We start from the raw sequence: 23,725 nt of genomic DNA, 5'->3' as shown, positions 1-23,725 counted from the left end.
GGGCCAGGACGCGGGCGCGGCGGGCCCGGCGTGGTCACCCTCGGGTTTCGGGCGCCGGGTCGGCGGGGTGTGGTGCGGGGGTGGCCGGCGCGATGCGGGCGTCCGGGAGGGCGGTACCGCGAGCGGGGTAGCCGGCCGCCCGCGCCGGGACGACGACCGCGGGCGCCCCGCCTTCCTAGCGTCGCCGCATGATTCGTTTCTGCATCCGCCACAGACGGCTCGTCGCCGTGCTGTGGACGGCACTGACCGCCGCCCTCATCGGGGCCGCCGCCACCTGGCCGGGCCCCACCGCCGACGGCTTCTCGCTGCCGGGCTCCGAGAGCCAGCGTGCCGCCGAGCTCCTGGACGGCGCCGCCCACGAACCCCCGGGCGCGCTGGTCGTCTCCGCCCCGTCCGGCCTCCCGCCCACCCTCGCGCGAGACCCCGCCACCGCAGGAGGCGCACCCACGCGCGCCCCCGCCCCCGCGGAAGGTGACGCACCCGCGCAAGATCCCGCCACAGCATCCGCACAACAACCCACGTCACCGCAGGACCCCGTCGCGGGGCTGATCGCCAGGATGAACGCCGTCCCCGGCGTCCACGTGTCCCCCGACGACCGCCGCGTCTCCCCGGACGGCACGATCACCTCCATCCCCATCGACTACCAGGACCAGGCGGCCGCGACGCAGCTCAAGAAGCTCCGCGACGAGTTCCGCCCGCCCCCCGGCACGACCGTCGAGCTCTCGGGCGACGACTTCGCCGACTTCACCCCCGGAGGCGTCACGGAGCTCGTCGGGCTGCTGGCCGCGGCGGTGGTGCTGGTGTTCGCGTTCAGGTCGCTGATCGCGGCGGCCGTGCCGCTGATCGTCGGCGTGATCGGCGTGGCGTGCGGCGTCGCGCTGTTCACGCTGCTCGGCCACGCCTTCAGCGGCCCCGCATTCTCCGTCTACCTGACGATCATGCTCGGCCTGGGCGTCGGCATCGACTACGCCCTGCTGATCGTCACCCGCTTCCGCACCGCGCTGGAGGAATCGAAGGAGGTGGAGGAGGCCGTCGAGGAGGCGATGCGCACCGCCGGCAGGTCCGTGCTGTTCGCCGGGCTGATCGTGATCGCCACCGGCGCGGGGATCCTGCTCCTCGGCCCGTCGCTGGGCGGCGGGGTGGCGCTGGCGGCCGGGTGCGGGGTGCTGATGGTGATGCTGGCCGCCCTCACCCTGCTGCCCGCGCTGCTGGGCATGATCGGCAGGCGGATCGACAGGTTCGCGCTGCCGAGGCGGGCCGAGGGGGTGCCGCTGTCGTACCGGTGGAGCCGGGTCGTCCAGCGCAGGCCCTGGCTGGCCGGGACGGCGGCGCTGGTCGCGCTGGTGGCGCTGGCCCTGCCCGCGACGCAGCTGCGGGTCGGCTGGTCCGACGCGGGCAACCGGCCGGTGACCGACACCACGCGCCGCGCCCACGACCTGCTCGCCCAGGGCTTCGGCCCCGGCGTGGCGGGCCCGCTGATCCTGGTGTCCGCGGGCGCGGACCTGGGCGGGGCCGTCGAGCGGGCGGCCCGCACGCCGGGCGTCGCCCAGGCCTTCCCCACCGGCGGCCGGACGGCCGTGGTGATCCCGCGTACCGGCCCCCAGGACGAGCGCACCGACGACCTGATCCACCGCCTGCGCGCCGGCCTGCCCGGGCCGGTGCTCGTCACCGGCTCCACCGCCGCCGCCCTCGACTACGCCCGGCACACCGCCGACCGGCTCCCCTGGGTGGTCGGCATGGTGCTGCTGGCCGCGTTCGCGCTGCTCGTGCCCGTGTTCAGGAGCCTGGTCCTGCCGCTCAAGGCGATCGTGGTGAACCTGCTGTCCGTCGGCGCCGCCTACGGCGTGGTCGTGGCCGTCTTCCAGCTCGACGTGCTGGGCCTGGGCACCGGCGGCCCGATCGACGCGTGGGTGCCGATGATGCTGTTCACGATCACGTTCGGGCTGTCGATGGACTACGAGGTGTTCCTGCTGTCCCGCGTCAGGGAGGAGTACCTGAGGGACCGCGACAACTCCCGCGCGGTCGCCGCCGGGCTCGCCAGGACGGCGAGGGTCATCACCGCGGCGGCCACGATCATGTTCTGCGTGTTCGCCGCGTTCGGCGCGTTCGACGATCGCGCGCTGCGCGTCATGGGCGTCGGATTGGCGGTCGCGGTGCTGGTGGACGCCACTGTGGTGCGCCTGGTCCTGGTGCCCGCCGCCATGGAAGTGATCGGTGAACGCAACTGGTGGTTCCCTGAACTGACCTTTCGGAGGCTGACACCGAGGCGGAATCGTACGTAATATCCAGACATCACAAGCGTTGGGGGCGCCAGGGTGCCAGGACAGAACGTGGGTGTGGTAGTAGATCCGCAGGTGCCACGCGAGGTGGCCGGACTGTTACGCGCCAACGCCCCCTTACTGTCCAGGGTCAGAGCCGGATGGCGGCCCCCCGCGTCCGAGTCCCCGGCGCGCCGCCGCAGCCCGTCCAGCGCGGTGCTGCTGGCCGCCACCCCGCTGGTGATCGCGCTGATGGCCGTCCTGCTGGCCTCGCAGGCCACGGCGGCGGGGTTCGTGCTGCTCGGCACGTACGTCCTCATCGTCCTGGTGAAGATCGCGTCCATCAGCGAGACCGCCGAGGACGAGCGGCCGCAGGACCGCGGCGTGTACGAGCAGGCCCGCTGGTACGACGGCCGCTTCCTGCTCCCCGAGGACTTCGACCACGACGCCAGGCTCGTCCTGTCCAGGGCGCAGCGCGCCATCGGGTCGGTGCTGCGCTCGCACGTCAACGCCGAGGGCCTGCTCGACGACGCGCGCAACGCGGTGATGCTGCCCGCGCAGGAGTGGGAGATCGCCCGCCTGCTGGCCAAGCTGTCGGCGCTGCGCCTGGAGCACCGCGAGCTGCTGGCCAGGGGCATCGCGCCCGAGGTGGCCGCGGTGATCGAGCCGCTCGAACGGGCCCTGGTCAACAGCGAGGCCGCCGTGGTCGCCCGCGTCGAGGCGCTGGAACGTTACGCCGGTCACGTCGCCGAGGCCGAGCGCGCGTACCACGCCCGCGGCCAGATCGAGGAGCTGCGCGCCCGCCTGCCGCGCTACGAGGAACTGCTCGCCGAGTCCGGCGCGGACCGGCTCGGCGTGGCCGAGATCGAGCGGCTGGCCGAGGACGCCGACGTGCTGGAGCGCACCTTACGCCGCAGTGTCGAGTCCGCCCACGAGGCGTTCCGATACCTGGAGAGCTGACACACGGACACAACGCTGCAGAGGATCGAGAAGGTGCCAGGACGTCCTGCGAAGGTGATAGTCGATCCCACGGTGCCTAGCGACGTCGCGGCCCTGCTGCGTGAGCATCGCAAACTTCTCCTGCGCATCGAGTCGGGCTGGGTGCCCCAGCACAGGAAGCACTCTCCCGCGGTGAGCGCCGCGGCCAGGCTGGCGGCCGCCGTGACGGCCCTTGCGGCGGCGGTGTACGGGCTGGCGCTGTTCGTCGCCGAACGCTGGACGCCCTTCGTGGTGATCATGACCGGGTCGGCGCTGCTGATGGTCGGCGTCCTGCTGCGGCCCCGTCCCGACGCCGAGGTGGAGCGGCGGCACGCCCGCGAGCGGGAGGTGTACGAGGCCGCCCGCCGCCACGAGGGCCGCTACGTCCTCCGCGAGCGCCTCGACGATCCCGCCAGGGCCCTGATGGCCCGCGCCCAGGCCGCCGTCGACCAGGTGATGGACTCCAGCGTCAACGCCGAAGGGCTGCTCGACGACGCCCGCAACGCGGTGATGCTGCCCGCGCAGGAGTGGGAGATCGCCCGGTTGCTGGCCAAGCTGTCGGAGCTGCGCGCCGAGCACCAGGAGGTCGTCTCCGAGGGCGTCACCCCCGAGGTGGCCGCCGTGGCCGAGCCCCTGGCCCACGCGCTCGACAGCAGCCAGGAGGCGGTGCTGGCCCGCGTCGAGGCCCTGGAACGGTACGCGGGACACGTGGCCGACGCCGAGCGGGCCTACCGCGCCAGGAGCCAGATCGAACGCCTCAGCGCCAGGCTGCCCCGCTACGAGGAGCTGCTCGCGGAGTCGGGCGCGGACGGCTCTGCGGTGCCGGAGCTGAGCCGGCTGTCCGACGACGCCGACGCCCTGGAGCAGGCGCTGCGCGACAGCGTCAGCTCGGCGCACGAGGCTTTCCGCCACCTTGACGGCTGACTTCGCTTAGGATCCGGTTTCGTGGCGGATGTGGTAGTTGACCCCGAAGTACCACCGGACGACGCCCAGCTTCTGCGGGAGAGCCGTCAGGTTCTGCTCAAGATGCGCCGGGGCTGGACACCCCGGCCACGACGGTCCGTCTCCGGCGCCCACCAGCGCATGGTCATGGCGTTCGGCGCTGCGGCCTTCTTCGGCCTGTTACTGGGCTTCGGCTCGCTCGGCCGCGGTTTCGGGCTGCTGATGGTGGTGCTGTTCGGCATCCCGCTGATGATCGTGGCCTTCGTGCGCAACGACTCCGCCGAGGAGGACGACGACGCCTACGAGCGGGAGGTCTACGAGCAGCTGCGCTGGTACGAGGGCCGCTACGTGCTCACCGACGACCTCGACGAGTCCTCGGCCAGGATCCTGGCCCGCGCCCAGCGCGCCATCGCCACCGTCACCGGCTCCCGGGTCAACACCGAGGGATTGCTCGACGACGTACGCAACGGGGTGATGCTGCCCGCGCAGGAGTGGGAGATCGCCCGCCTGCTGGCCAAGCTGTCCGCGCTGCGCGCCAAGCACAGGGAGACCGTCTCGCAGGGCCTCACCCCCGAGGTGGAGGCCGTGGCCTGGCCGCTGGCGCGGGCGCTGGACAGCAGCGAGGAGGCCGTGCTGGCCCGGGTCGAGGCACTCGAACGGTACGCGGCCAACGTCGCCGACGCCGAGCGCGCGTACGTGGCCCACCACCAGATCGAGGAGCTGCGCGGCCGGGTGCACCAGTACGAGGAGCTGGTGGCCGAGACGGGGGCCGACGGGTTCGCCGTGCCGGAGCTGGAGCGCCTGGCCGCCGACGCCGACCGCCTGGAGCAGGCGCTGCGGCGCAGCGTCAGCTCGGCCCAGGAGGCCTTCCGCCACCTGGAGCCCTGAAAGGCCGGGCGCCCCGAAGGGCCCGGGCGCCCTGAAGGGCCGTTCAGGCGGCGGAAGGCGGTCAGGCGTAGTGGGCGGCCCGCAGCAGCACGTCGCACAGCGCGTCGGCGGCGTCCACGCGCCCCAGCTTGGCCGCCGCGTGCCCCATCGCCTGCCGCAGCCCGGGATCGGCCAGCAGCGGCATCAGCTCGGCCAGCAACATCTCGGCCGTGGGACGCGGCTCCAGCAGCGCCCGCGCCGCGCCCGCCGAGGCCAGGTAGCCGGCGTTCTTGCGCTGCTCGTCACCGCCGGTCGGGATGAGCGGGATCAGCACCGACGGCTTGCCGATCGCGGTCAGCTCCGACACCGTGCCCGCCCCGCTGCGCGAGATCACCACGTCGGCCGCCGCGAACAGGTCGGCCAGCTCCGCGCCCACGTACGGCACCGGGTGGTAGCGGTCGGCCAGCTCCGGCGGCAGCGTCACGGCCCGCATCTGGTCGATCCACGCGGGCCCGCACTGGTGCACGATCTGCGCGTGCGGCAGCAGCCGCGGCAGGACCTCCGCGATCAGCGTGTTGATCTGCTTGCTGCCCTGCGCGCCGCCGGTCACGTAGATCAGCGGCACCTCGAACGTCAGCCCGAAGTGGTCGTAGGCCGCCGCCCGGTCGCCCCGCAGCAGCTCGGGCCTGATCGGGTTGCCCGTCACCACGGCCTTCGACCGGGCCGAGGCGGGCAGGTACTCCAGCGACGACTCGTGCGACAGCGCGATCCTGGTCGCCAGCCTGGCCAGGATGCGGTTGGCCAGCCCCACGACGGTCGTCTGCTCGTGCATCACCAGCGGCCGGCGGATGATCTTGGCTGCCACGCCGATGGGCACCGCCACGTAACCCCCCGTCGACAGCACCACGTCGGGCAGGTAGCGCGCCGCGTGCCCGATCGCCTGCATCACCCCGACCGGGATGCGGAACACGTCGGCGATGTTGGTGCCCAGCTCCTTGAGGTTCGGACGGCGGCGCAGCTTGCCCGTGGTGATCGCCTTGAACGGGATGCCGTGCTCGGTGGTGATCCGCGCCTCCAGGCCGTTGGCGGTGCCCACCCAGAGCACGTCGTGCGGCACCTGGCGTCGCTGGACGGCCGACAGGGTCGTCAGGGCCGGATAGGTGTGACCACCGGTGCCGCCGCCGGTGATCAACAGTCGCAGGGTTCGTGACATGCGATCAGATTAGGGCCGCGCAGCGGAACCCGGTGTGCCCGGTCGAGGAGTCGGGCGTGTTAGAGGTGCGCGCGGCCACCCGGTAGCGGTTGCAGTAGGAGTCGTGGCACAGGTACGACCCGCCGCGGATCACCTTGGCCGTGCCCCCTGCCGGACCTGCCGGGTTGTCGGCGAACGGCTCCCACTCCACGCCCCACCAGTCGGCCGTCCACTCCCACACGTTGCCGGAGACGTTGTAGAGCCCGTAGCCGTTCGGCTGGAACGACTTGACCGGCATCGTCCCCTTGCTCGGCGCCGTCGGGAAGCGGCCCTGCCAGATGTTGCACCGCTGCCGCCCCTTGGGCGCCAGCTCGTCGCCCCACGGGTAACGGCGGCGCTCCAGCCCGCCCCTGGCCGCCATCTCCCACTCCGCCTCGGTGGGCAGCCGCTTGCCGGCCCACGCGGCGTACGCGGTGGCGTCGTTCCACGAGACGTGTACCACGGGATGGTTCTGCCGGTTGCCGACCGTCGAGCCGGCGCCCTCGGGGGAGCGCCACGTGGCCCCCTCGACGCCCGCCCACCAGGGGGCGCCGGGCACCGTGGCCTCCATCACGCCGACCGTGGCGAACTGGCGGAACACGAACGACCAGCCGATCCGCTCGGCCTCGGTGACGTACCCGGTCTCCTTGACGAACGTGGCGAACTGCGCGTTCGTCACGCACGCCGGGTCGATCCAGAACGGGTCGACCCGCACCTCGCGCACCGGCCCCTCGCCGTCCTCGGGGCGCCCGTCGGGGTCGTCGCCGCCCATCAGGAACGTGCCCCCGGGGACGCGCACCATGCCCTTCGGCGGCCCGCCGGGCGCGGGACGCCGCGCGACGAGCTCCATGGGCTCCATGGGCTCCTTGACCTGCCCGGCGGCGGAGTCGCGGCTCGGGCCACAACAAGCGCTCAACTATCCCCCCAAAGTGTCACGACACCAAGGAAGGGTAGTCCCTGGAACATGGCCACGATCACGCGCCCGGCCCGGGTGACACCCGCCGAGGCGCTGGCGGTGGCCACCACGCTCGCCCTGCCCGCCCTGGTGCAGGGCGTCGTCATGCCCAGGCCGCGGATGGTGCGCCTGGCCGTGCTCACGGGCGCCGACCGCCACGCGATCGGGCTGCTGGGCCGGCTGCGCACGGCGTACGGCGGCGGGCCGCTGCTGGTGCGCGCGGCGGGCCGGCACGTGCTGCTGCCGCTGGCCTCGCAGGACGTGCGCGCGGTGCTGGAGGACCGCGCCTTCACCCCGGCGGGACGGCTCCAGCGCGGGTCGCTGGCGCACTTCCAGCCCGACGGCGTGCTGATCACCGCCGAGCCCGGCCTGCGCGAGCGGCGGCGCGAGCTGAACGAGCGGGTGCTGTCGGCGGACTTCACTCCGTACGCGCGCATCGTCGAGGAGGAGGCGGCCACGCTGCCCCGCTCGGGCGTGCTGACCTGGCCGCGCTTCCACGCCGCCCACCGGCGGATCGTGCGCCGCGTGGTCCTCGGCGACGGCGCCCGCGGCGACGTGACGCTCTCCGGGCAGCTCGACCGGCTGCGCCGCGACGCCAACTGGGCGGGGCTGCGCGGCCGGCGTACCGACGTGCGCGGGGCCTTCCAGCGGCGGCTGGACCGGCACCTGGCACGGGCCGAGCCCGGCAGCCTGGCCGGCGTGCTCGCCGGCGCGCGCGCCGGCCCCGACGTGCACGCCGAGGGGCAGGTGCCGCACTGGCTGTACTCCTTCGACGGCGGCGCCGCCGTCTCCTTCCGCGCCCTGGCCCTCCTGGCGTGCCACGGGGGCGTTCCCGGCCGGGACCATCTGCGCGCGGCCGTGCTGGAGTCGGTCCGGCTCTGGCCCACGACGCCCGCCATCCTGCGCGACCTCACGGGCTCCGCGCGGTGGGACCTCCCGGAGGGCACGACGGCGGTGATCTACTGCCCGTACGTGAACAGGGCGGAACCGGGTGACTCCTACCGGCCGGAGCTGTGGCTCGGCGGCGGGGGAGACGCCTGGGCAGGGGTGCCCTTCGGCGCCGGGTTCGCCGGCTGCGCGGGGGCGGAGCTGCTGCTGTTCACCTCGGCCACTCTGCTGGGCGCGCTCCTGCGTGAGCGCTCAGTCACCCCGTCCGTCACGTTGGAGGATCCCGTGCCCGTCACGCTCGACCACTTTCGACTCAGTTTCGCCGTAAAAGCCGCAGACCGGTAGCTTTCTGTCATGCGACTCGGCGTGCTGGACATCGGCTCGAACACCGTCCACTTACTGGTCGTCGACGCCCATCGCGGCGCCCGGCCCATGCCTGCCTACTCCCACAAGGTCGACCTGCGCCTGACCGAGCACCTGGACAAGGACCAGAAGCTCGGCAGGGACGGCATCGAGCGGCTCGGCAGCTTCGTCGAGGAGGCCGTGCACCTCGCCGAGGACAAGGGGGTGGAGGACCTGCTGGCCTTCGCCACCTCGGCCGTACGCGAGGCCGCCAACGGCGAGCAGGTGCTCGCCGCGATCGACAAGCGCTGCGGCGTGCACATCGCGGTCCTGTCCGGGCGCGACGAGGCGAGGCTGACGTTCCTGGCCGTGCGGCGGTGGTTCGGCTGGTCGTCGGGGCGGCTGCTGGCCTTCGACATCGGGGGCGGCTCGCTGGAGATCGCCGCGGGGGTGGACGAGGAGCCCGACGTGGCCGTGTCGCTGCCGCTGGGGGCCGGGCGGCTGACGCGCGACTGGTTCACCGGTGACCCGCCGGGGCCCGACGAGGTGCGCAAGCTGCGCAAGCACGTACGCACCGAGATCGCCCGCACGGTCGGCGACGTCGTCAGGTACGGCGAGGCCAACCGCGCCGTGGCCACGTCGAAGACGTTCAAGCAGCTCGCCAGGATCGCCGGGGCGGCGCCCTCCAGCGAGGGCCCGTACGTCTCGCGCTCGCTGTCGCGCCAGGACATGGCCGACTGGGCCGCCAAGCTCACCTCGATGAAGTCGGCCGAGCGGGCGCAGTTGTCCGGCGTGTCCGAGGGGCGGGCGGCGCAGCTCGCGGCGGGGGCGCTGGTCGCCGACGCGGCCATGGACCTGTTCGAGGTGGACCGGCTCGACGTGTGCCCGTGGGCGCTGCGCGAGGGCGTGATACTGCGCCGGCTCGACCTGCTGCCGGGGCGGCTCGACCAGCTCAACGGGTCAGAGTAAGGTCGATATATCCCCAAAAAATGGCATAAAGCGCTGGTGGACGGGCATTCTCCGCCGAATGATGACAGTGCTCGGCGCGATCGGAACCCTGGCAGTCGTCCTGCTCCTCATCGTCCTGGCGGTGCTGCTCGTCTCGGCCGTCGCGATGGTCACGCTGCTGGCGATGGCCGCCTCGATGACCCACTGGAGGAGGCTCTGGCACCGGCTGACCCGGCGGGAGCCCCGGCTGGAGCTGAAGCTCAGCGGGGAGGCGGTGCCCGAGCGGCGGCGGGCGGAGCTGAGCGGTGGCGAGCCCCGGGTGCGCCGCCGCTTCCTGCTCGGCGGCGCGCGGCCCGGGGACTCGATGCCCGGGGAAATGAGGGCCGGGGAAATGAGGGCCGGGGAAATGAGGGCCGGGGAAATGAGGCGGGGCAACGGCGCCCCGCCCGGCTACCGGGTGCACCGGCAGCCGGTCGGGCCCCGCACCAAGGTGTAGAGGAGATCGGGCGGGCAGCCTTCATGGCCACCTCGTGGCCGTCAGGGGGCCTCAAGTGGTCATGAGGTGCTGCCCGGCCGCGCCCGGCGCGTAGCGCAGGCGCTTCTCCAGGCAGACCACCGCTCCGTGCTCCCGCCGGTTGGTGAATCGGATGTCGTCGGCGAGCGCTCGCATGATCTGCAGCCCGCGCCCGTGCTCGGAGCCCGGCTCGGGCTCGACCACGTCACGAGGGTCGAATCCGTCACCGTTGTCGACCACCTTGATCACGCACAGGTGGTCGTGGACGGACGCGCTGACCGTGTAGTCGTCGCTCGGTCCCGCATGCTTGATCACATTGGAGCACGCCTCGGTGAGCATGAGCTCGATGTCGTCGCGGACCTGTGGCTCGACGCCGAGCGACCGCAGCGTGCCGTCCAGCATCTGCCTGATCAGCGGGACGCTCGCCGCATCCCTGGGCAGTCGGAGCGCCATCGTAGCCTCCACTGCGCCTCCTCCCGTCTGGATGCGTGCGAGCCCTCTGCCCCCGAATCCGTGTCCCAATCGTGCCTTTTCGGATGGGAGGGGCCCGAAACCCGCTACCGCTCCAGCAGGCGGTGCGCCACCTCCAGGCAGGCCTTGTGGATCTCCTCGTCGGAGAGCTCGCCCTCCTTCATCAGCCACTTGCCGGCGTGCAGGGCGAACAGGGCGAGCGAGTGGCTGATGCGCTCGGCGGGCGGCGCCCCCGGCTCGCTGATCTCCGAGGTGAGCTGCATCATCCGCTCGCGGATCTTGATCAGCGTCGGGTGGTCGCGCAGCGCCGTCTGGTTGCGCTCCAGGAACCTGGCGATGCCGAGATGCCGGGTCGCGCGGATGTTGTCGGCGTAGCGGTCGACCAGCTCGCGGCGCGTCTCCGGGGTCCTGGGCCGGCTCCTGACCCAGGCGAGCAGCTCGTCCAGCTCGGTGAGGCGCTTCTCGACCAGGCTCGCCACGATGTCGTCCTTGGTCTTGAAGTGGTAGTAAAGAGCGGCCTTCGTCACGCCGAGCTCCTCGGCGATCTCCCGCAGGGAGGTCGCCTCGTAACCCTGCTCCGTGAACAGCCTCAGCGCGACCTCCTGGATCCGGGTTCGCGTGTCTTCCCGCACTTCGCACCTTTTCTACTTGACGGCCGGCAAGTAAGTATCTACCTTATTCTACGCTTGCCGGTCGGCAAGTAAGCCAATGTTCAACCATATGGGGGTAAAGGGTGGCGGAGGCTGGCGGACGCCGCCGTGAGGTCATGGTCGTCCTGCCGGGGCTGATGCTCGCGATGGTGCTGGCCATGCTGGACAACATGATCGTGGGCACGGCCATGCCGCGCATCGTGGGGGAGCTCGGCGGGCTGACCTACCTGTCGTGGGTCGTGACGGCGTACGTGCTGGGCACGACCGTCTCCACCCCGATCTGGGGCAAGATCGGCGACCTGTACGGGCGCAAGAACATCTTCATCATCTCCATCGTCATCTTCATGGCTGGCTCCGTGTTGTGCGGCCTGGCCGGCTCGGCGATGTTCGGCGGTCCCGAGGGCGGCATGGCCGAGCTGATCGCCTTCCGGGCGGTGCAGGGCCTGGGCGCGGGCGGCCTCATGGTGAACGTCATGGCCATCATCGGCGACCTGGTGCCGCCCCGCGAGCGCGGCCAGTACCAGGGCATCACGGCCGGTGTCATGTCCCTGGCCATGATCGCCGGCCCGCTGGTCGGCGGCTTCATCACCGACCACCTCGACTGGCGCTGGGCCTTCTACGTGAACCTGCCCGTCGGCGCCGTCGCGCTGGCGCTGATCGTCGCCAAGCTGCACCTGCCGCCCGTCGCCAGGACGAACGTGCGCATCGACTGGGCGGGCGCGATCCTGCTGTCGATCAGCATCACCGCGATGGTGCTCATCACCACCTGGGGCGGCAACGACTACGCCTGGGGCTCCTGGCAGATCCTCGCCCTGGCCGCGCTCGCCCTGCTCTCGCTGGCGGCGTTCATCCTGGTCGAGCGGCGCACCGCGGAGCCGATCATGCCGCTGCAGCTCTTCCGCAACCGCAACTTCACGCTGATCTCCGTCATCGGGTTCCTGCTCGGCTTCGCCATGTTCGGCGCGATCAACTTCCTGCCGCTGTTCCAGCAGCTCGTGCAGGGGGCCACCGCGACCAACTCCGGCCTGCTGATGCTGCCCATGATGGGCGCAGCCATGGTCGTGTCGATCTTCGTGGGCCGGGCCATCACCAGCACCGGCCGGTACAAGATCTACCCGGTGATCGGCGGCGCCGGCATGGTCGCCGGCATGTGGCTGCTGTCCACCATGCACGTCGCCACGCCGTCCTGGGAGACCGGCCTCTACATCGCGGTGCTCGGCCTCGGCATGGGCTTCCTCATGCAGACCACGATGCTCATCGCGCAGAACAGCGTCGAGCAGCGGGACCTCGGCGTCGCCAGCAGCGCCAGCACGTTCTTCCGCTCCATCGGCGGCTCGTTCGGCGTCTCCCTGTTCGGCGCGATCTTCAACAACCACCTGCTGTCGGAGCTGACCGCCCGGTTCGGCGAGCAGGCGGCGGAGGGCCTGGCCGGGAACGGCGCCAGGATGGACCCCGCGGCGGTCGCCCACCTCCCCGCCGCGACGCGTTCCGGGCTGCTGGAGTCGCTGGCGGTCTCCATCTCCGGCGTGTTCTGGTGGGCCATCGCGTTCGCGATCGTCGTGCCGGTGGTGGCCGTGTTCATCAAGGAGATCCCGCTGCGCGGCGCCGGCCCGTCCGAGGAGAAGGCGGCCACCTCCGCGGCCGGCTGAAGAACGCGGCCGGCTGAAGAACGCGGCCGGCCGATGGCGCGGCCGGCGGAAAATGGGAGGCGCGCGGAGGGCGCCTCCAGGACAATCCCTCCCATGCACACCATCCGCCGGCCCCGCGTGGACGACGCCGCGGCCATCCACGCGCTCGTCGCCACGTGCGACACGGCCGCCATCGGCGCCCCCGACTCCACCCTGGAGGACATCGCCGACGAGCTGGTCGAACCGGGCTTCGACCTCGAACGGGACGGCTGGCTGGCCCGCGACGCCGACGGCCGGCTCGACGGCTGGGCCTGGGCGTGCCGCAACGGCGACAGCGACCTCGTCGACGTGGAGGTCATCGTCCGGCCCGGCGTGAGCGGCCTGGCGGGCGAGCTGTGGCCGACGGTTCTGGCCCGTGCGGCCGAGCAGGGCAAGGAACGCGGCCACGACGCCGTCACCCTGCACATCGGCGTCTACCGAGGCGACGAGGCCAAGCGGGCACAGGTGGAGGAGCTGGGCTTCGAGCCGGGCACGAGCTACCACCGCATGCGCATCGACCACCACGGCCCCGTCGAGCCGCCCGCCGCGCTCCCCGGCCTCACCCTGCACACGGGGGAGGACGAGGAGGTGCGGCGCGAGGCGCACCTGGTGCACCAGGAGGGCTTCGCCGAGCACTTCGGCTTCGTCCCGATCGGCTACGAGCAGTGGTACGAGCGCAGGCAGGCCTCCAGCGCGACCGACTGGAGCCAGGTCACGCTGGCCCGCCTCGACGGGCGGCCCGCGGCGGTGCTCATCGGCAACAACCAGTTCGCGCTCGACGAGGGATGCGGCTACGTGGCCACGCTCGCCGTGCTGCCCGACTACCGGGGCAGAGGGCTGGGGCGGTTCCTGCTGAGGCACGCCTTCGCCGCCGACGCCGCCCGCGGCCGCAAGGGCACGATCCTGCACGTCGACTCCAACAACACCACCCCGGCGCTCGGCCTGTACGAGTCGGCGGGCATGCGCCTGGTCATGGCCATCGACGTCTGGCAGCGCCGCCTGCCCTGACCCCACCGGCCAGGGCCGGTCAGACGCGGTGCCTGGCCAGGTGCTCCAGCACCGACTGGTTGGCCTCCCAGCCGTCGGGGAACTTCACCGGCACGCCGAGCTGCACCGGCTCCGCCGACGGGTGCGCGTCCAGCAGCTCGGCGATGCCCGCCCTGGCCACCACCACGCACGCGTGCCGGTGCCGGGACGCCAGCACGCACAGCCGCCCCGACTCCAGGTGGAAGGCCGTGGCGTCCCTGCGGCCCGACAGCGGGTGCAGCACGATCGTCACGTCGTACTCGCGGCCCTGCAGCCGGTTGGCCGTGTCCACGGTGATCTCCGCGGGCAGGCCCGCCGCCCGGATAGCGGCCACCTGATCCCGGTGGGCCGCCCCGACCGCGATCCGGTCCGCCGTCACCGGTCGTTCGCCCTGCTCGGAGCCGGCCACCGCGCCCCGCTGCAGCAGCCGCCCGGCCAGCTCCGCCACCGCCTGGACGGCCTCGCCGTCGGTGCGCACGGTGTGCCGGTTCGGCAGCTCCAGCAGCGCCCACCCCGACCGGGCCGCCTCCTCCAGCGCCCGGTCGTGCACGCCGCCCAGGCCGCCGGTCGACAGCTCCAGCCACCGGTCCCCGTGATCGGTGCCAGAACGGAACCCGGTGAACGGGTAGAACGCCTGCGACACCACCGGCGCCGCCGACGCGGGCAGCCGCCACGAGACCGGCAGCCGGTGCACCGGCAGGTCCGGGTTGTGCCGCAGCAGCACCGACACCGCGCTCTGCAGCGGGTCCCACGACAGCCCCGACCAGCGGTCGCCGTCCACGATCGAGAACGGGTCGAGCTGCCCGGGATCCCCCACGAACAGCGCCCGCTCGAACAGCCCCGCGATCCGCAGCAGCTTGTCCGAGCGCATCTGGTACGCCTCGTCCACGATCGCCCACGGCCACACCCGGTCGCCGATCCACGCCCACTTGTCGGCCGTGGCGATGACGATGTCCGGGTCGCCCAGGTCCTGGATGCGGGTGCCGACCCGGACGCCGGGCAGCTCCAGCATGCGCAGCGGCGGCACGTACCCGCCGGCCGACAGGCGGCCCACGGTCAGGTGCGGGTGCTTGTCGCTGATCCTGGCCACCAGGTCGTCGACCTGCTCGTTGGTCTGCGCCACGATCATCAGCGGCTCGCCGGTGGCCGCGATGTGCGCCGCCGCCCGTACCACCAGGGTGGACTTGCCCGCCCCCGGCGGCGAGTCGACGACCACGCCGCGATGGCGGGGCAGGTCGGCCAGCACGTTCCTGATGACCTGCTCCGGGCTCTCGCCGGTCACGACCACTCCTCCTGGGCGTCCTCGTCGTCGGGCACGTACTCCTGCGGCGGGCCGCCGTGCGTCCACGGCGTGGCCTCGGGCTCCGGCAGGGCGGGCGAGCCCTGGAAGTCGTCGGTCAGCGAGGTGTAGCAGACCCGCTCGCCGACCTCGGGCACCGCGCCGGGCGCCGCCGTCTTGCCCCGGCCCATGCCTTTGGTGATCTTGAGGGTGACCAGGCCCTCGGCGGCCTCGACCAGCTCCGCGCCCTGGCCGCGGCGCTGCGGGGTGCCGAGCGAGGTGCCGGGCGGCAGCCGTACGGGATCGTCGGTCTTGATCACCACCAGCGGGCGGAGCTTGCGCGAGCGGCCCTCGCCCTCGGTGTTGTCGGGCACCGTCTCGATCACCTCGCCCGCGAACGCCTCGCCGGTCAGCCGGTACTCGGCCATCACCAGGGGGTCGTCGTAGGCGCGCTGCACGTCGTAGGCGGCCTGGGCGCGTTCCATGCGGGCCAGCCTGGCGGCGGCGGCGACCGCGCCGTCGCGCCGCGCCTGCGGCGGCGCGCCCTCGGCGATGTGCACCGCCATGCCGCTGAACGAGCCGCGGTCCTGCTCCCACCGCTGCGCCACGCTCGCGCCCGCCGGCAGGCCGGCCAGCAGGTCGATCGCCTGCCACATGAGCCGCCACGTGGGCTCCAGCTGGGTACGCAGCGTCTCGGTCATGCGCCCGGTGAGGAGTTCGGGCGACTCGCTGTCCATCGCCGGGGCCAGCACCTCCGCGTCGAATCCGGGGTCGGTGGCCGGGCCGGCGGGCGGCCAGACCAGCGGGTCCTCGGCCTCGTCGCTCGGCCCCGTGGTGATCCAGGCCAGCAGCGCGGCCAGGTTCGCGTCCTCCAGCGAGCTCTGCCCGCTGGCCCAGTGGCGGCCCAGCTCCTCGGTCGCGGCCAGCATCAGCGACGAGCCCGGGTACGCCGCCCGCTCCCCGAGATACGTCAGCCACCGCCCGAGCAGCGGCACCGACTCGGGCACCGGGTAGGGGCCGTCGGTGCGGCGGAAGCGGGTCGAGCGGCCGAGCAGCCGGGTGAAGGCCACGCCACCCTGGTTCGGGACGATGAGCTGCGGCGCGTCGATCGCCCGCTCGTACGGGTCGGCGTTCTTGCGCTCCACCGTCTCGGTGTCGTTCGTGAAGCCCTCGATGTACGGCAGCAGCACCCCGGCCACCTCGGCGGCCCAGGCGAAGCGCAGGTCGCGGTTGCGCGGCTGGGTGACCACGAGCAGCCGCGGCCGGTCCCGGTCGGTGCCGAGCATCGCGGCCAGCGGCGCGGCGGCCTCGCCCGACAGCTTCAGCGGGATGAACACCATGGGACGCTCGGACAGGTGGCAGTGCCTGACGGTCGCGACGGGCTGCGCGACACCCTCGTCCAGGGCGCGCAGCCGGGCAAGCGAGGTCAGCAGGCTCATGTCGGGCGTCTCCGCGACGGGCGGGCGGTCGGCGGCTTCGGCGGCGGGCTCAATTCAGGCACTCCCTGCGCAGGCGTTCGGCGTTGCGGAGCAGCCGGGCGATCTCCTCCTGGCCCTCGGCCGGGTCGCGGGACCCGTCGGCCAGGCCCAGCGCCTCGGCCACCGAGGCGACCCCGCCCAGCTCGTCGCGCACCTGCCGCCCCAGCAGGTCGGACGCGCCCTCCTGCCGGGCCTCGTCGCGGCAGAAGAAGCACAGGTCGCACGTGGACAGGCAGTCGGGCGCGTACCGGGCGGTGGTCCTGTGCAGCGCGTCGGCCAGCTCGGCCACCGGCCTGGTCGGCCGGCCGTCCTCGTCGGGCCGCAGGTCGAAGGTGAGGTCGTCCGGCAGCCCGTCGAGCAGCCGGTCGAGCGCCGTCATGCGGGCGAGCTGGCGGCGCAGCACCGCGAGCTGCTTGCGCACGTCCACGAGCGTCGCGACCGGCCGGTTCGCGAAGTTCTCCGGGCAGACCAGCACCACGTCGTGGGAGACCTGCAGCGGGTCGTGGCCCAGCTCCGCCAGCAGGTTGCGCAGCGCCAGCACGTACACCGCCGCCTGCCGCGCGGCCGCCGCGACGGCCGCCGGGTCGGCCTGCCCGTCGATCACCGCGAACGACTTGATCTCCACGATGTGGAAGCGCCCGCCGAGCTGGAAGGCCACCACGTCCGGCTCCAGGTACGCGGTGTGGCCGGCGATCTGCAGGCTGAGCAGCGGATGGTCGTACAGGGTGCCGGCGTCCTGGCCCTCGCGCGCCGCCCGGTCGAACAGCGCCCTGGTGTGCGCGTGGCGCAGGTGGGCGCCGACGTTCTCCACGTCGTGGTAGGCGACCTCGGCGACGGGCAGGCCGAGCACCTCGCGCAGCATGCGCAGCAGCTCCGCGCAGCCATCGGCCTTGACCAGCGCCTCGAACATGTTGCCGCGCGTGATCGCGAACGGCGACTGGCCGAACGGCGCGGGGAACCCGAGGTGCCGGGCGGCGGCGTCCTTGGCGATGCCGGCGCCGTCCATGAGGGCGCGGCGGGTGCAGCCGGGGTTCGCGGCCAGGGCCGCGATGGCGCGCGCGTCGTGCGGCTGCTGCGGCGTGGTGCCCCGCAGCGCCTCCAGCCGGTACACGTGGTCGCCTTCGCGCTTCAAGCCGCTCACTTGGCCTTCTCCTTCTTGATCGTGCTCAGCGTAGCGGCGCCGAACAGCCGCGCGGCGTCACCGAGCTGCGCGGTGGCGCGTTCTGCCAGCTCGGCGCGATCCCGCGTGTCGCGATCGGCGTGCACGCGCAGCTCCGCGCGGGCCGCCGCGGCCACTCGCGCGGGGTCGGGCGGGCCGAGGGTGCCGTCGGTGGCGCCGGGGATGTTCCTGGCCATCCTGACCAGTAAGCGCAGCGCCCGCTCGTCGTCCGGGTCCCGTTCCGCGATGGCGATGGCGCACGTGAGGAAGTCGACGCGGGGGCTGAGCGGGCCGACCACGCGCCGCTCCAGCGGCCAGGTGCTGAGCGTGAGCAGGCCGCGGGCGGGGGAGAGGCGGTCGGTGAGCGCCGCGGACAGGTAGTACGGGCGCCCGAACGGCGAGGACCGGAACGAGCGCTCCTCGTCCCTGCGCAGGCTGGTGAGCTGGCTGCTGCGGATCGTGCCGCCGAAGAACGCGTCGCTGACGGCCACGATCAGCCTGGGCTGGGCGGCCGCCCCCAGGAGCCGCAGCCCCTGATGCACCTGCTCGCGCACGGTGACCAGCTTCGGCGGCTCCTCCTTGGCCTGCGGCGGGCGGCCGCTGACCAGGGCGTCCCAGGCGCGCTCCGCGCTGCGCAGCTCGGCACGCAGGACGCGGGCGGTCGCGCCGTCCCTGACCCGCATCGCCTTGCGCACGCCGGCCCGCAGCTCGTCGATCCGCCGTTCGAGATCGTCCAGCCGGTCACTCATGGCGCGACTGTACCAGCCGTCCCAGCATTTTCCAGTATTTCTGGAACAATTGGATCTACGTCGTAAAGGCGCCCGGGGCGGTGATCAGGCGGGGACGGCCACCACCCACGTACGGTCCTCGGTGAGGAACCGGTCCAGCCGCAGCCCCTCGGCCTCCAGCGCGAGGGCCAGCTCCCCGTCGGTGAGCCGCCTGGAGGAGAACGACTGGGTCCACACCTGCTCCCCGCCGTCGCTGCCGTACGTGTAGCGCATGGTCGCGTGGAAGAGGCCGGGGGACACCTCCTCGACGGCCGCCATCGTGATCGTGACGTCGCCGTCCTGCCGGCCCATGCCCACGTGCCAGCGGTCGTGCGCCTCGGCGGGCATCCACTGGATCAGCACCGCGCCGCCCCGCTTGACGTGCCGCGCGCAGGCCGCCAGCAGCGCGTGCCGGGCGGTGTCCTCCGGGGTGTTCACGAGCTGGGAGGCCAGCATCACCGTGTCGAACCGTTCGCCGAGCCGCAGCTCCTGCACCCGGGCGGCGACCGTGCGGGTGCCGCGCACCCGCGCCAGCATCTCGGGCGACTCGTCCACGGCCACCACGTCGAAGCCCAGGTCGAGCAGCGGGTGGGTGACCCTGCCGACGCCGGAGCCCAGCTCCAGCACCGAGCCGCCGGGCGGGGTCACCTGCGCGACGATCCCGGGCTCGTCGCCGGCCCTGAGCCTGCTGTAGAACTCGACGGGGGATCCGTCGGGGGTGATCGGGCCGGGGCCCGTTCCTGTGTTCCGCATACGTCGAACCTAGCTCTGGATCAACGCGGCGGCGATCAGCCGCCGATCGGCTCCAGGCACCTGGTCTCGCGCGGGGCCGTGCCGTCCGCCGGGCTCCTGCCGCGTACCCGCAGGCTCAGCAGGGAGCCCCGCTCGCTGCGCTCCAGCGCGACCTCGTCGCACAGGTGCTGGATCATCCACAGGCCGTAGCCGTGCGTGGCGGTGCGGTCGAGCTCGGCCGCGGCGAGGTGGTCGTGGGTCAGCAGGCCGCCGAAGTCGAGCACGTCCACGACGATCTGGCCGCGGGCGGCGCGAGCGGTGACGAGGCCCGCCTTGCCGCCGTGGTCCAGCACGTTGGTGACCGCCTCGTTCACGGCCAGCACCAGATCCTCGAGCCGCCGGTCGGGAAGGCCGCTGTGGCGGCCGTGCAGGCGTACCAGATCCCTGATCAGGCCGAGGTCGGCCGTGATGGGACACCGTAGTTCGAACTCGAAGACCATGACCGTTCTGCCCGCCGAGGGCCGGGAGGATCCGCGGGCCCTGTTCCAGCTTTCCCCGCTGGAGATCCGCAAACGTCGAGCGTCCCGTCCGGTTGCGGCTGGTCAGGTCTCCGCGATGACGTCCGCCGCGCGTTCGCCGGAAGCGGGGGTCAGGACGTCGCGGTAGTGGGCCAGCAGCTCCGCGCACACCGCCGGCCAGGCGCGCCCGGCGACCGGCTCCCGCGCCGCCAGGCCCATGCGGGCGCGCGGGGACGCGTCCGCGGCGAGGAGGGCCACGGCGGCGCGCAGCCCCGGCGGGTCGTCCGGCGGGTGGAGCAGGCCGTTGAGCCCGGGCCGGACGAGGTCGATCGGCCCGCCGGCCGCCGGCGCGACCACCGGGACACCCGAGGCGAGCGCCTCCTGCACCGCCTGGCAGAACGTCTCGTTCACCCCGTGTGCACGAACACGCCGAACGAGGCGACCGCCTCCGCCAGCCCCGCCCCCGTGCGCGGCCCCAGGAACTCGGCCCACGGCAGCAGTCGAGGGCGACGCGGAGGCCGCCGGACGAGGGAGTGACGAAGTCGGCCAGCCGCACGATGCGCATGTCCGGATGGTCGCCCCGGGCGCGACCTCGTTCGCGAATGAGGAATGAAGGGGCCGCCAATCCTGCGTGACAGGTCGGGCGCCGCCGACATCCCTCCGCGTATCCGCACATGTCGGGGCAAGGCTTGGTCAAGGGAGGGTTGTCGCAGGTAGGCGCGGCTATTCTGGGGCTCGGTGAGGCTCGATGTCGAGCACGGATGGTGAAGAGCATGGGCGCACCCGACAGCGCCACCAGAGGGGCGTTCCCTGCGGTCGCCGTGATCGACGGCGAGGGGGTCATGATCGGCTGGACCCGGGCCGCCGAGGAGCTCACCGGCTACCCGGCCGCCGACATTCTCGGCCGCCCGGTGACGACCCTGCTCCCGCCCGGCGCCGCCGCCGCCGCCCCGGACCGCGCCCCAGGGGAGGGAGACACCAGGGCCGGGCTGGTGGAGCTGCGGCGGCGGGACGGCGGCGGGATCGTCGTACGCGCCGAGATCGCCCCGCTGGACACCGCGAGGGCGGGGGAGTCCTGGCTCGTCTCGGCCATCCCGGCCGCCGACGACCTGTCCGGAGGCACGGGCTCCCTGCTGGAGGCGCTCATCAGCCACTTCCCCGTCGCCATGGCCATCTGGGACAGGGACCTGCGCTGCGTCTGGCTGAACGCGGCCGCGAACTACCTGGAGAGCGTCTTCCCCCACTACCACCTCGGCCGCCGCCTGTCGGACCCCATCCCGGGCGTCGACACCGGGGCCGCGCAGGACGCCATGCGCAGGGTCATCGCCGACGGCACCCCCATGATCGACCGCGAGGCCCGCTGGGTCTCGCCCGACGGGCGCGAGGTACGCACGCTGTCCACCTCGCTGTTCCGCCTGGAGGGCCTGGACGGGCAGCCGCTGGGCGTCTGCTCGCTGGCCCTGGACATCAGCCACAGCAGGGCGAGAGACCGCCTGGCCCTGCTCCGCGAGGCCAGCGTGCGCATCGGCAGCACGCTCGACATCAGGAAGACCGCGCAGGAGCTGGCCGATCTGGCCGTGCCGGTCCTGGCCGACTACGTGACCGTCGACCTGTCCGAGGCGACGCTGCCCGACACCGAGCCGCTGCAGCGGCTGGTCGCCACGGAGGCCAGCATCCCCGTCTTCCGGCGGGCCGGCGTGGCCTCGGTCCACGACGGGGTCCCGGAGTCGCTGTGGCCGCTCGGAGAGGCCGTGTTCGTGCCGCCCGGCTCCCCGTTCACCGAGGTGCTGGCCACGCGGCGGCCGCACTTCGAGGCCGTGCTGGACACGTCGCCCAGCAGCTGGCTGTCCCGGGACCCGGACCGGGCGCGGATCATCCACGGCACCGGCATGCACACGCTGATCATCGTCCCGCTGGAGGCCCGCGGCGACATCCTCGGCGTGGCCGTGTTCGTCCGCAACGCCAACCCGGCCCCGTTCACCAGGGACGACCTGGTCCTGGCCGAGGAACTGGTCGCGCGGGCCGCGCTGAGCCTGGACAACGCGCGCCGGTACACGCGCGAGCGCACCACCGCGCTGGCGCTGCAGCGGGACCTGCTGCCGCGGGACCTGTGCGGCGGCACCGCCGTCGAGGTGGCCTCCCGCTACCTGCCCTCCGACGGGCGCGAAGGCGTCGGCGGCGACTGGTACGACGCCATCCGCCTGCCCGGTGCCCGGATCGCCCTGGTCGTCGGCGACGTGACCGGGCACGGCATCAACGCCGCCGCCACCATGGGCCGGCTGCGCACCGCCGTGCGCACGCTGTCGTACCTGGAGCTGCCCCCGGACGAGCTGCTCGCGCACCTCGACCGGCTGGTGGCCGAGGACGCCTGCGGCGATCTGGACGTCACGGGCGCCACCTGCCTGTACGCGGTCTACGACGCCGCCACCCGGCGCTGCACCATGGCCGCCGCCGGGCACCCGCCGCCCGCGGTGGTGTCCCCGGCGGGCGAGGTGACGTTCCCGCAGCTGCCCAGCGGCACCCCGATCGGCCTCGGGCTGGGCTCGTTCGAGTCGTACGACCTCCACCTGGCCGCCGGGACCGTGCTCGCCCTCTACACCGACGGCCTGATCGAGACGCGCCAGGCCGACCTCGACGCGGGCATGTCCAGGCTGGGCACGGCCCTGGCCGGCGCGGTGAGGCTGCCGACGCTGGAGAGCCTGTGCTCCGCCGTGGTCGGCACCATCGTGGGCGACGGCCCCGCCGAGGACGACATCGCCCTGCTCATGGCGCGCACCCGCGCGTGACCGGCGGCCCGCTTCACGGGCTCCTCAGTCGCTGCCGGTGACGAAACTCTGGATGGCGACGACGGCGCCGCCGCGGGCCCACTCGCGGAAGTCGTCTGCCTCGACGACCACGTTCACCGAGCCGGGCACGTCGCGCCGGTCGGCGGCCAGGGCCCGGTCCAGGTCGTCCTTGGCCAGGCGGGCCAGCTCCACGCCCTCGCCCGCCAGGACCACGGTCTTGACCATGGAGACCGTCGCCACCAGCGCGATGAGCCTGCCGAGGGCGTGCGCGGCCTCGCGGACGAGAGTGAGGCACACCTGGTCGCCGGCCGCCGCCAGCCGCAGGACCTCGTCGTAGCCGACCTCCCGCCGCAGCCCCAGCGCCGCGGCGGCCTCGATCGACCCGCTCGACAGGTACGCCGCCGCGCACCCCCGATGCCCCTCCGGGCACATCGGCCCGCCGGAACGCAGCACCAGGTGCGCGAACATGCCCAGATCCGCCTCCGAGGCGGCCACCAGGTGGTCGTGCACGATGAGCGCGTACCCGATGCCCGCCCCGATGGTGACCAGCGCGAAGTCGCGCAGCCCGCGCCCGGGCCCGAACCAGTGGTGCTGGTGCGCCAGCGCCGCGACGTCGTTCTCCACCGCGCACGGCACGCCGAGCGCCCGCTCCATCAGCGGTTTCAGCTCGACCTGCTCCCAGCCCAGGTACGGCGCGTCCACCAGCCGCTCGCCGCCGACCCCCGCCGAGGCGCGGTTGTTGCCGCCGAGCGTGATCCCTGCCCCCACCGGCGGGCCCACCGCCAGCGCGTCCAGCAGCCCGCGCGCCTGGCGGCACACGGCCTCCGGGCTGTGGTCGGTGATCGGCTCGTCGCGGCCCGCGATCACCCCGGCCCGCAGGTCGGTGACGACCGCGTGCACGCGGTCCCCGGTCAGCTTGAGCCCCAGGAAGCGGTGCTCGGCGGCGGCCACGTCCAGCGGCCGGGTCGGGCGGCCGTTGACGGGGTCGTGCACCACCTCGCCCTCGACCAGGAGCCCCGCGTCGACCAGCGGCTTGGTCAGCCGGGTCAGGCTGCCGGTGGACAGGTGCAGGGTCCTGGCCAGCGCGGTCCTGGACTGCGGGCCGTGGATGATCAGCTCCTTGACGATGGAGCGGGCGGCGTCGGGCAAGGCGTCCCACATGCCGCCCCATCTTCGGGGCCCAACCGCCATCAACGCCACCCTTCCTCTCTTGGCTTCACCACAAAACTAACATCACCGAATCGCCGGGGAATCTGTGCACAGGTAGTG

General features: G+C 73.2%; 22 protein-coding genes. 10 read left to right on the top strand and 12 right to left on the bottom strand.

The annotated features are described in order from the left end of the window. Positions 1-188: 188 nt before the first annotated feature. The 4 genes from HD593_RS33805 to HD593_RS33790 all read left to right on the top strand — a co-directional run bounded on the left by HD593_RS33805 (position 189) and on the right by HD593_RS33790 (position 5,066). Entirely contained in the window at positions 189-2,282 is a 2,094-nt protein-coding gene (locus HD593_RS33805) for an MMPL family transporter (RefSeq protein ID WP_185105998.1), read from the top strand. Positions 2,283-2,330: 48 nt separating this feature from the next. Beyond that, positions 2,331-3,218, top strand: coding sequence for a hypothetical protein (locus tag HD593_RS33800; protein WP_312903898.1), 888 nt, complete (start codon positions 2,331-2,333; stop codon positions 3,216-3,218). 72 nt (positions 3,219-3,290) lie between these two features. Continuing rightward, positions 3,291-4,160 (top strand): hypothetical protein, encoded by an 870-nt coding sequence (locus HD593_RS33795; protein WP_312903896.1) that lies wholly within the window; start codon positions 3,291-3,293, stop codon positions 4,158-4,160. Positions 4,161-4,181: 21 nt separating this feature from the next. Continuing rightward, positions 4,182-5,066, top strand: coding sequence for a hypothetical protein (locus tag HD593_RS33790; protein ID WP_312903894.1), 885 nt, complete (start codon positions 4,182-4,184; stop codon positions 5,064-5,066). A 61-nt stretch (positions 5,067-5,127) separates the two neighbouring features. Here HD593_RS33790 and HD593_RS33785 read toward each other — a convergent pair whose 3' ends face one another. Together HD593_RS33785 and HD593_RS33780 are read right to left on the bottom strand one after the other, a co-directional pair. Beyond that, on the bottom strand, positions 5,128-6,258 hold the full coding sequence (locus tag HD593_RS33785; RefSeq protein ID WP_185105996.1) for a UDP-N-acetylglucosamine--N-acetylmuramyl-(pentapeptide) pyrophosphoryl-undecaprenol N-acetylglucosamine transferase: 1,131 nt from the start codon (positions 6,256-6,258) through the stop codon (positions 5,128-5,130). 4 nt (positions 6,259-6,262) lie between these two features. Further along, on the bottom strand, positions 6,263-7,135 hold the full coding sequence (locus HD593_RS33780) for a formylglycine-generating enzyme family protein (protein WP_246546840.1): 873 nt from the start codon (positions 7,133-7,135) through the stop codon (positions 6,263-6,265). 105 nt (positions 7,136-7,240) lie between these two features. On the opposite strand from HD593_RS33780, the gene HD593_RS33775 reads away from it, so the two are divergent. Genes HD593_RS33775 through HD593_RS33765 form a run of 3 tightly spaced genes read left to right on the top strand, consistent with a single transcriptional unit; the run spans position 7,241 to position 9,905 of the window. Next, positions 7,241-8,464, top strand: coding sequence for a cytochrome P450 family protein (locus tag HD593_RS33775; RefSeq protein ID WP_185105995.1), 1,224 nt, complete (start codon positions 7,241-7,243; stop codon positions 8,462-8,464). Positions 8,465-8,473: 9 nt separating this feature from the next. Then, positions 8,474-9,430, top strand: a complete 957-nt coding sequence (locus HD593_RS33770; RefSeq protein WP_185105994.1) for a Ppx/GppA family phosphatase — start codon at positions 8,474-8,476, stop codon at positions 9,428-9,430. 58 nt (positions 9,431-9,488) lie between these two features. Next, positions 9,489-9,905 (top strand): hypothetical protein, encoded by a 417-nt coding sequence (locus HD593_RS33765; RefSeq protein WP_185105993.1) that lies wholly within the window; start codon positions 9,489-9,491, stop codon positions 9,903-9,905. A gap of 51 nt (positions 9,906-9,956) precedes the next feature. Here HD593_RS33765 and HD593_RS33760 read toward each other — a convergent pair whose 3' ends face one another. Together HD593_RS33760 and HD593_RS33755 are read right to left on the bottom strand one after the other, a co-directional pair. Continuing rightward, complete coding sequence (locus tag HD593_RS33760) at positions 9,957-10,376, bottom strand: ATP-binding protein (RefSeq protein WP_221525128.1); 420 nt, start codon at positions 10,374-10,376, stop codon at positions 9,957-9,959. Between the two features lie 104 nt (positions 10,377-10,480). Further along, a complete protein-coding gene (locus tag HD593_RS33755; protein WP_185105991.1) occupies positions 10,481-11,026 on the bottom strand; it encodes a TetR/AcrR family transcriptional regulator in 546 nt (181 codons plus the stop codon). A 101-nt stretch (positions 11,027-11,127) separates the two neighbouring features. Here HD593_RS33755 and HD593_RS33750 point away from each other — a divergent pair, with 101 nt between their 5' ends. Further along, positions 11,128-12,693 carry an MDR family MFS transporter gene (locus HD593_RS33750; protein WP_312903892.1) on the top strand — a complete coding sequence of 522 codons (1,566 nt, stop codon included), beginning with the start codon at positions 11,128-11,130 and terminating at the stop codon, positions 12,691-12,693. Positions 12,694-12,786: 93 nt separating this feature from the next. Next, positions 12,787-13,719: a GNAT family N-acetyltransferase gene (locus tag HD593_RS33745; RefSeq protein WP_185105990.1), complete on the top strand. Its 933-nt coding sequence runs from the start codon at positions 12,787-12,789 to the stop codon at positions 13,717-13,719. A 19-nt stretch (positions 13,720-13,738) separates the two neighbouring features. Here HD593_RS33745 and HD593_RS33740 read toward each other — a convergent pair whose 3' ends face one another. The 7 genes from HD593_RS33740 to HD593_RS60570 all read right to left on the bottom strand — a co-directional run bounded on the left by HD593_RS33740 (position 13,739) and on the right by HD593_RS60570 (position 20,081). Continuing rightward, positions 13,739-15,019, bottom strand: a complete 1,281-nt coding sequence (locus tag HD593_RS33740) for an AAA family ATPase (protein ID WP_185105989.1) — start codon at positions 15,017-15,019, stop codon at positions 13,739-13,741. Beyond that, complete coding sequence (locus tag HD593_RS33735) at positions 15,016-16,455, bottom strand: hypothetical protein (RefSeq protein WP_185105988.1); 1,440 nt, start codon at positions 16,453-16,455, stop codon at positions 15,016-15,018. The genes HD593_RS33740 and HD593_RS33735 overlap by 4 nt, the downstream gene beginning before the upstream one ends. Before the next feature lie 49 nt (positions 16,456-16,504). Continuing rightward, positions 16,505-17,635, bottom strand: coding sequence for a hypothetical protein (locus HD593_RS33730; RefSeq protein ID WP_185105987.1), 1,131 nt, complete (start codon positions 17,633-17,635; stop codon positions 16,505-16,507). Continuing rightward, positions 17,632-18,402 carry a hypothetical protein gene (locus HD593_RS33725; protein WP_185105986.1) on the bottom strand — a complete coding sequence of 257 codons (771 nt, stop codon included), beginning with the start codon at positions 18,400-18,402 and terminating at the stop codon, positions 17,632-17,634. Before HD593_RS33725 ends, HD593_RS33730 begins: the two co-directional genes overlap by 4 nt. An 84-nt stretch (positions 18,403-18,486) precedes the next feature. After that, positions 18,487-19,173, bottom strand: coding sequence for a class I SAM-dependent methyltransferase (locus tag HD593_RS33720; RefSeq protein WP_185105985.1), 687 nt, complete (start codon positions 19,171-19,173; stop codon positions 18,487-18,489). A 35-nt stretch (positions 19,174-19,208) separates the two neighbouring features. Continuing rightward, complete coding sequence (locus HD593_RS33715) at positions 19,209-19,652, bottom strand: ATP-binding protein (RefSeq protein ID WP_185105984.1); 444 nt, start codon at positions 19,650-19,652, stop codon at positions 19,209-19,211. A 102-nt stretch (positions 19,653-19,754) separates the two neighbouring features. Then, complete coding sequence (locus HD593_RS60570) at positions 19,755-20,081, bottom strand: glycosyltransferase (RefSeq protein ID WP_312903890.1); 327 nt, start codon at positions 20,079-20,081, stop codon at positions 19,755-19,757. 362 nt (positions 20,082-20,443) lie between these two features. Here HD593_RS60570 and HD593_RS33705 point away from each other — a divergent pair, with 362 nt between their 5' ends. After that, positions 20,444-22,456, top strand: a complete 2,013-nt coding sequence (locus tag HD593_RS33705) for a SpoIIE family protein phosphatase (RefSeq protein WP_185105983.1) — start codon at positions 20,444-20,446, stop codon at positions 22,454-22,456. A 24-nt stretch (positions 22,457-22,480) separates the two neighbouring features. Here HD593_RS33705 and HD593_RS33700 read toward each other — a convergent pair whose 3' ends face one another. Then, positions 22,481-23,617, bottom strand: a complete 1,137-nt coding sequence (locus HD593_RS33700) for an ROK family transcriptional regulator (protein WP_185105982.1) — start codon at positions 23,615-23,617, stop codon at positions 22,481-22,483. Positions 23,618-23,725 lie beyond the last annotated feature (108 nt).

Origin of the sequence: Nonomuraea rubra (genome assembly GCF_014207985.1) — a bacterium.
GTDB classification, from domain to species: Bacteria; Actinomycetota; Actinomycetes; order Streptosporangiales; family Streptosporangiaceae; genus Nonomuraea; species Nonomuraea rubra.
The sequence above is the reverse complement of the archived record's forward strand: the minus strand, read 5'-3'. Positions and strand labels throughout refer to the sequence as shown.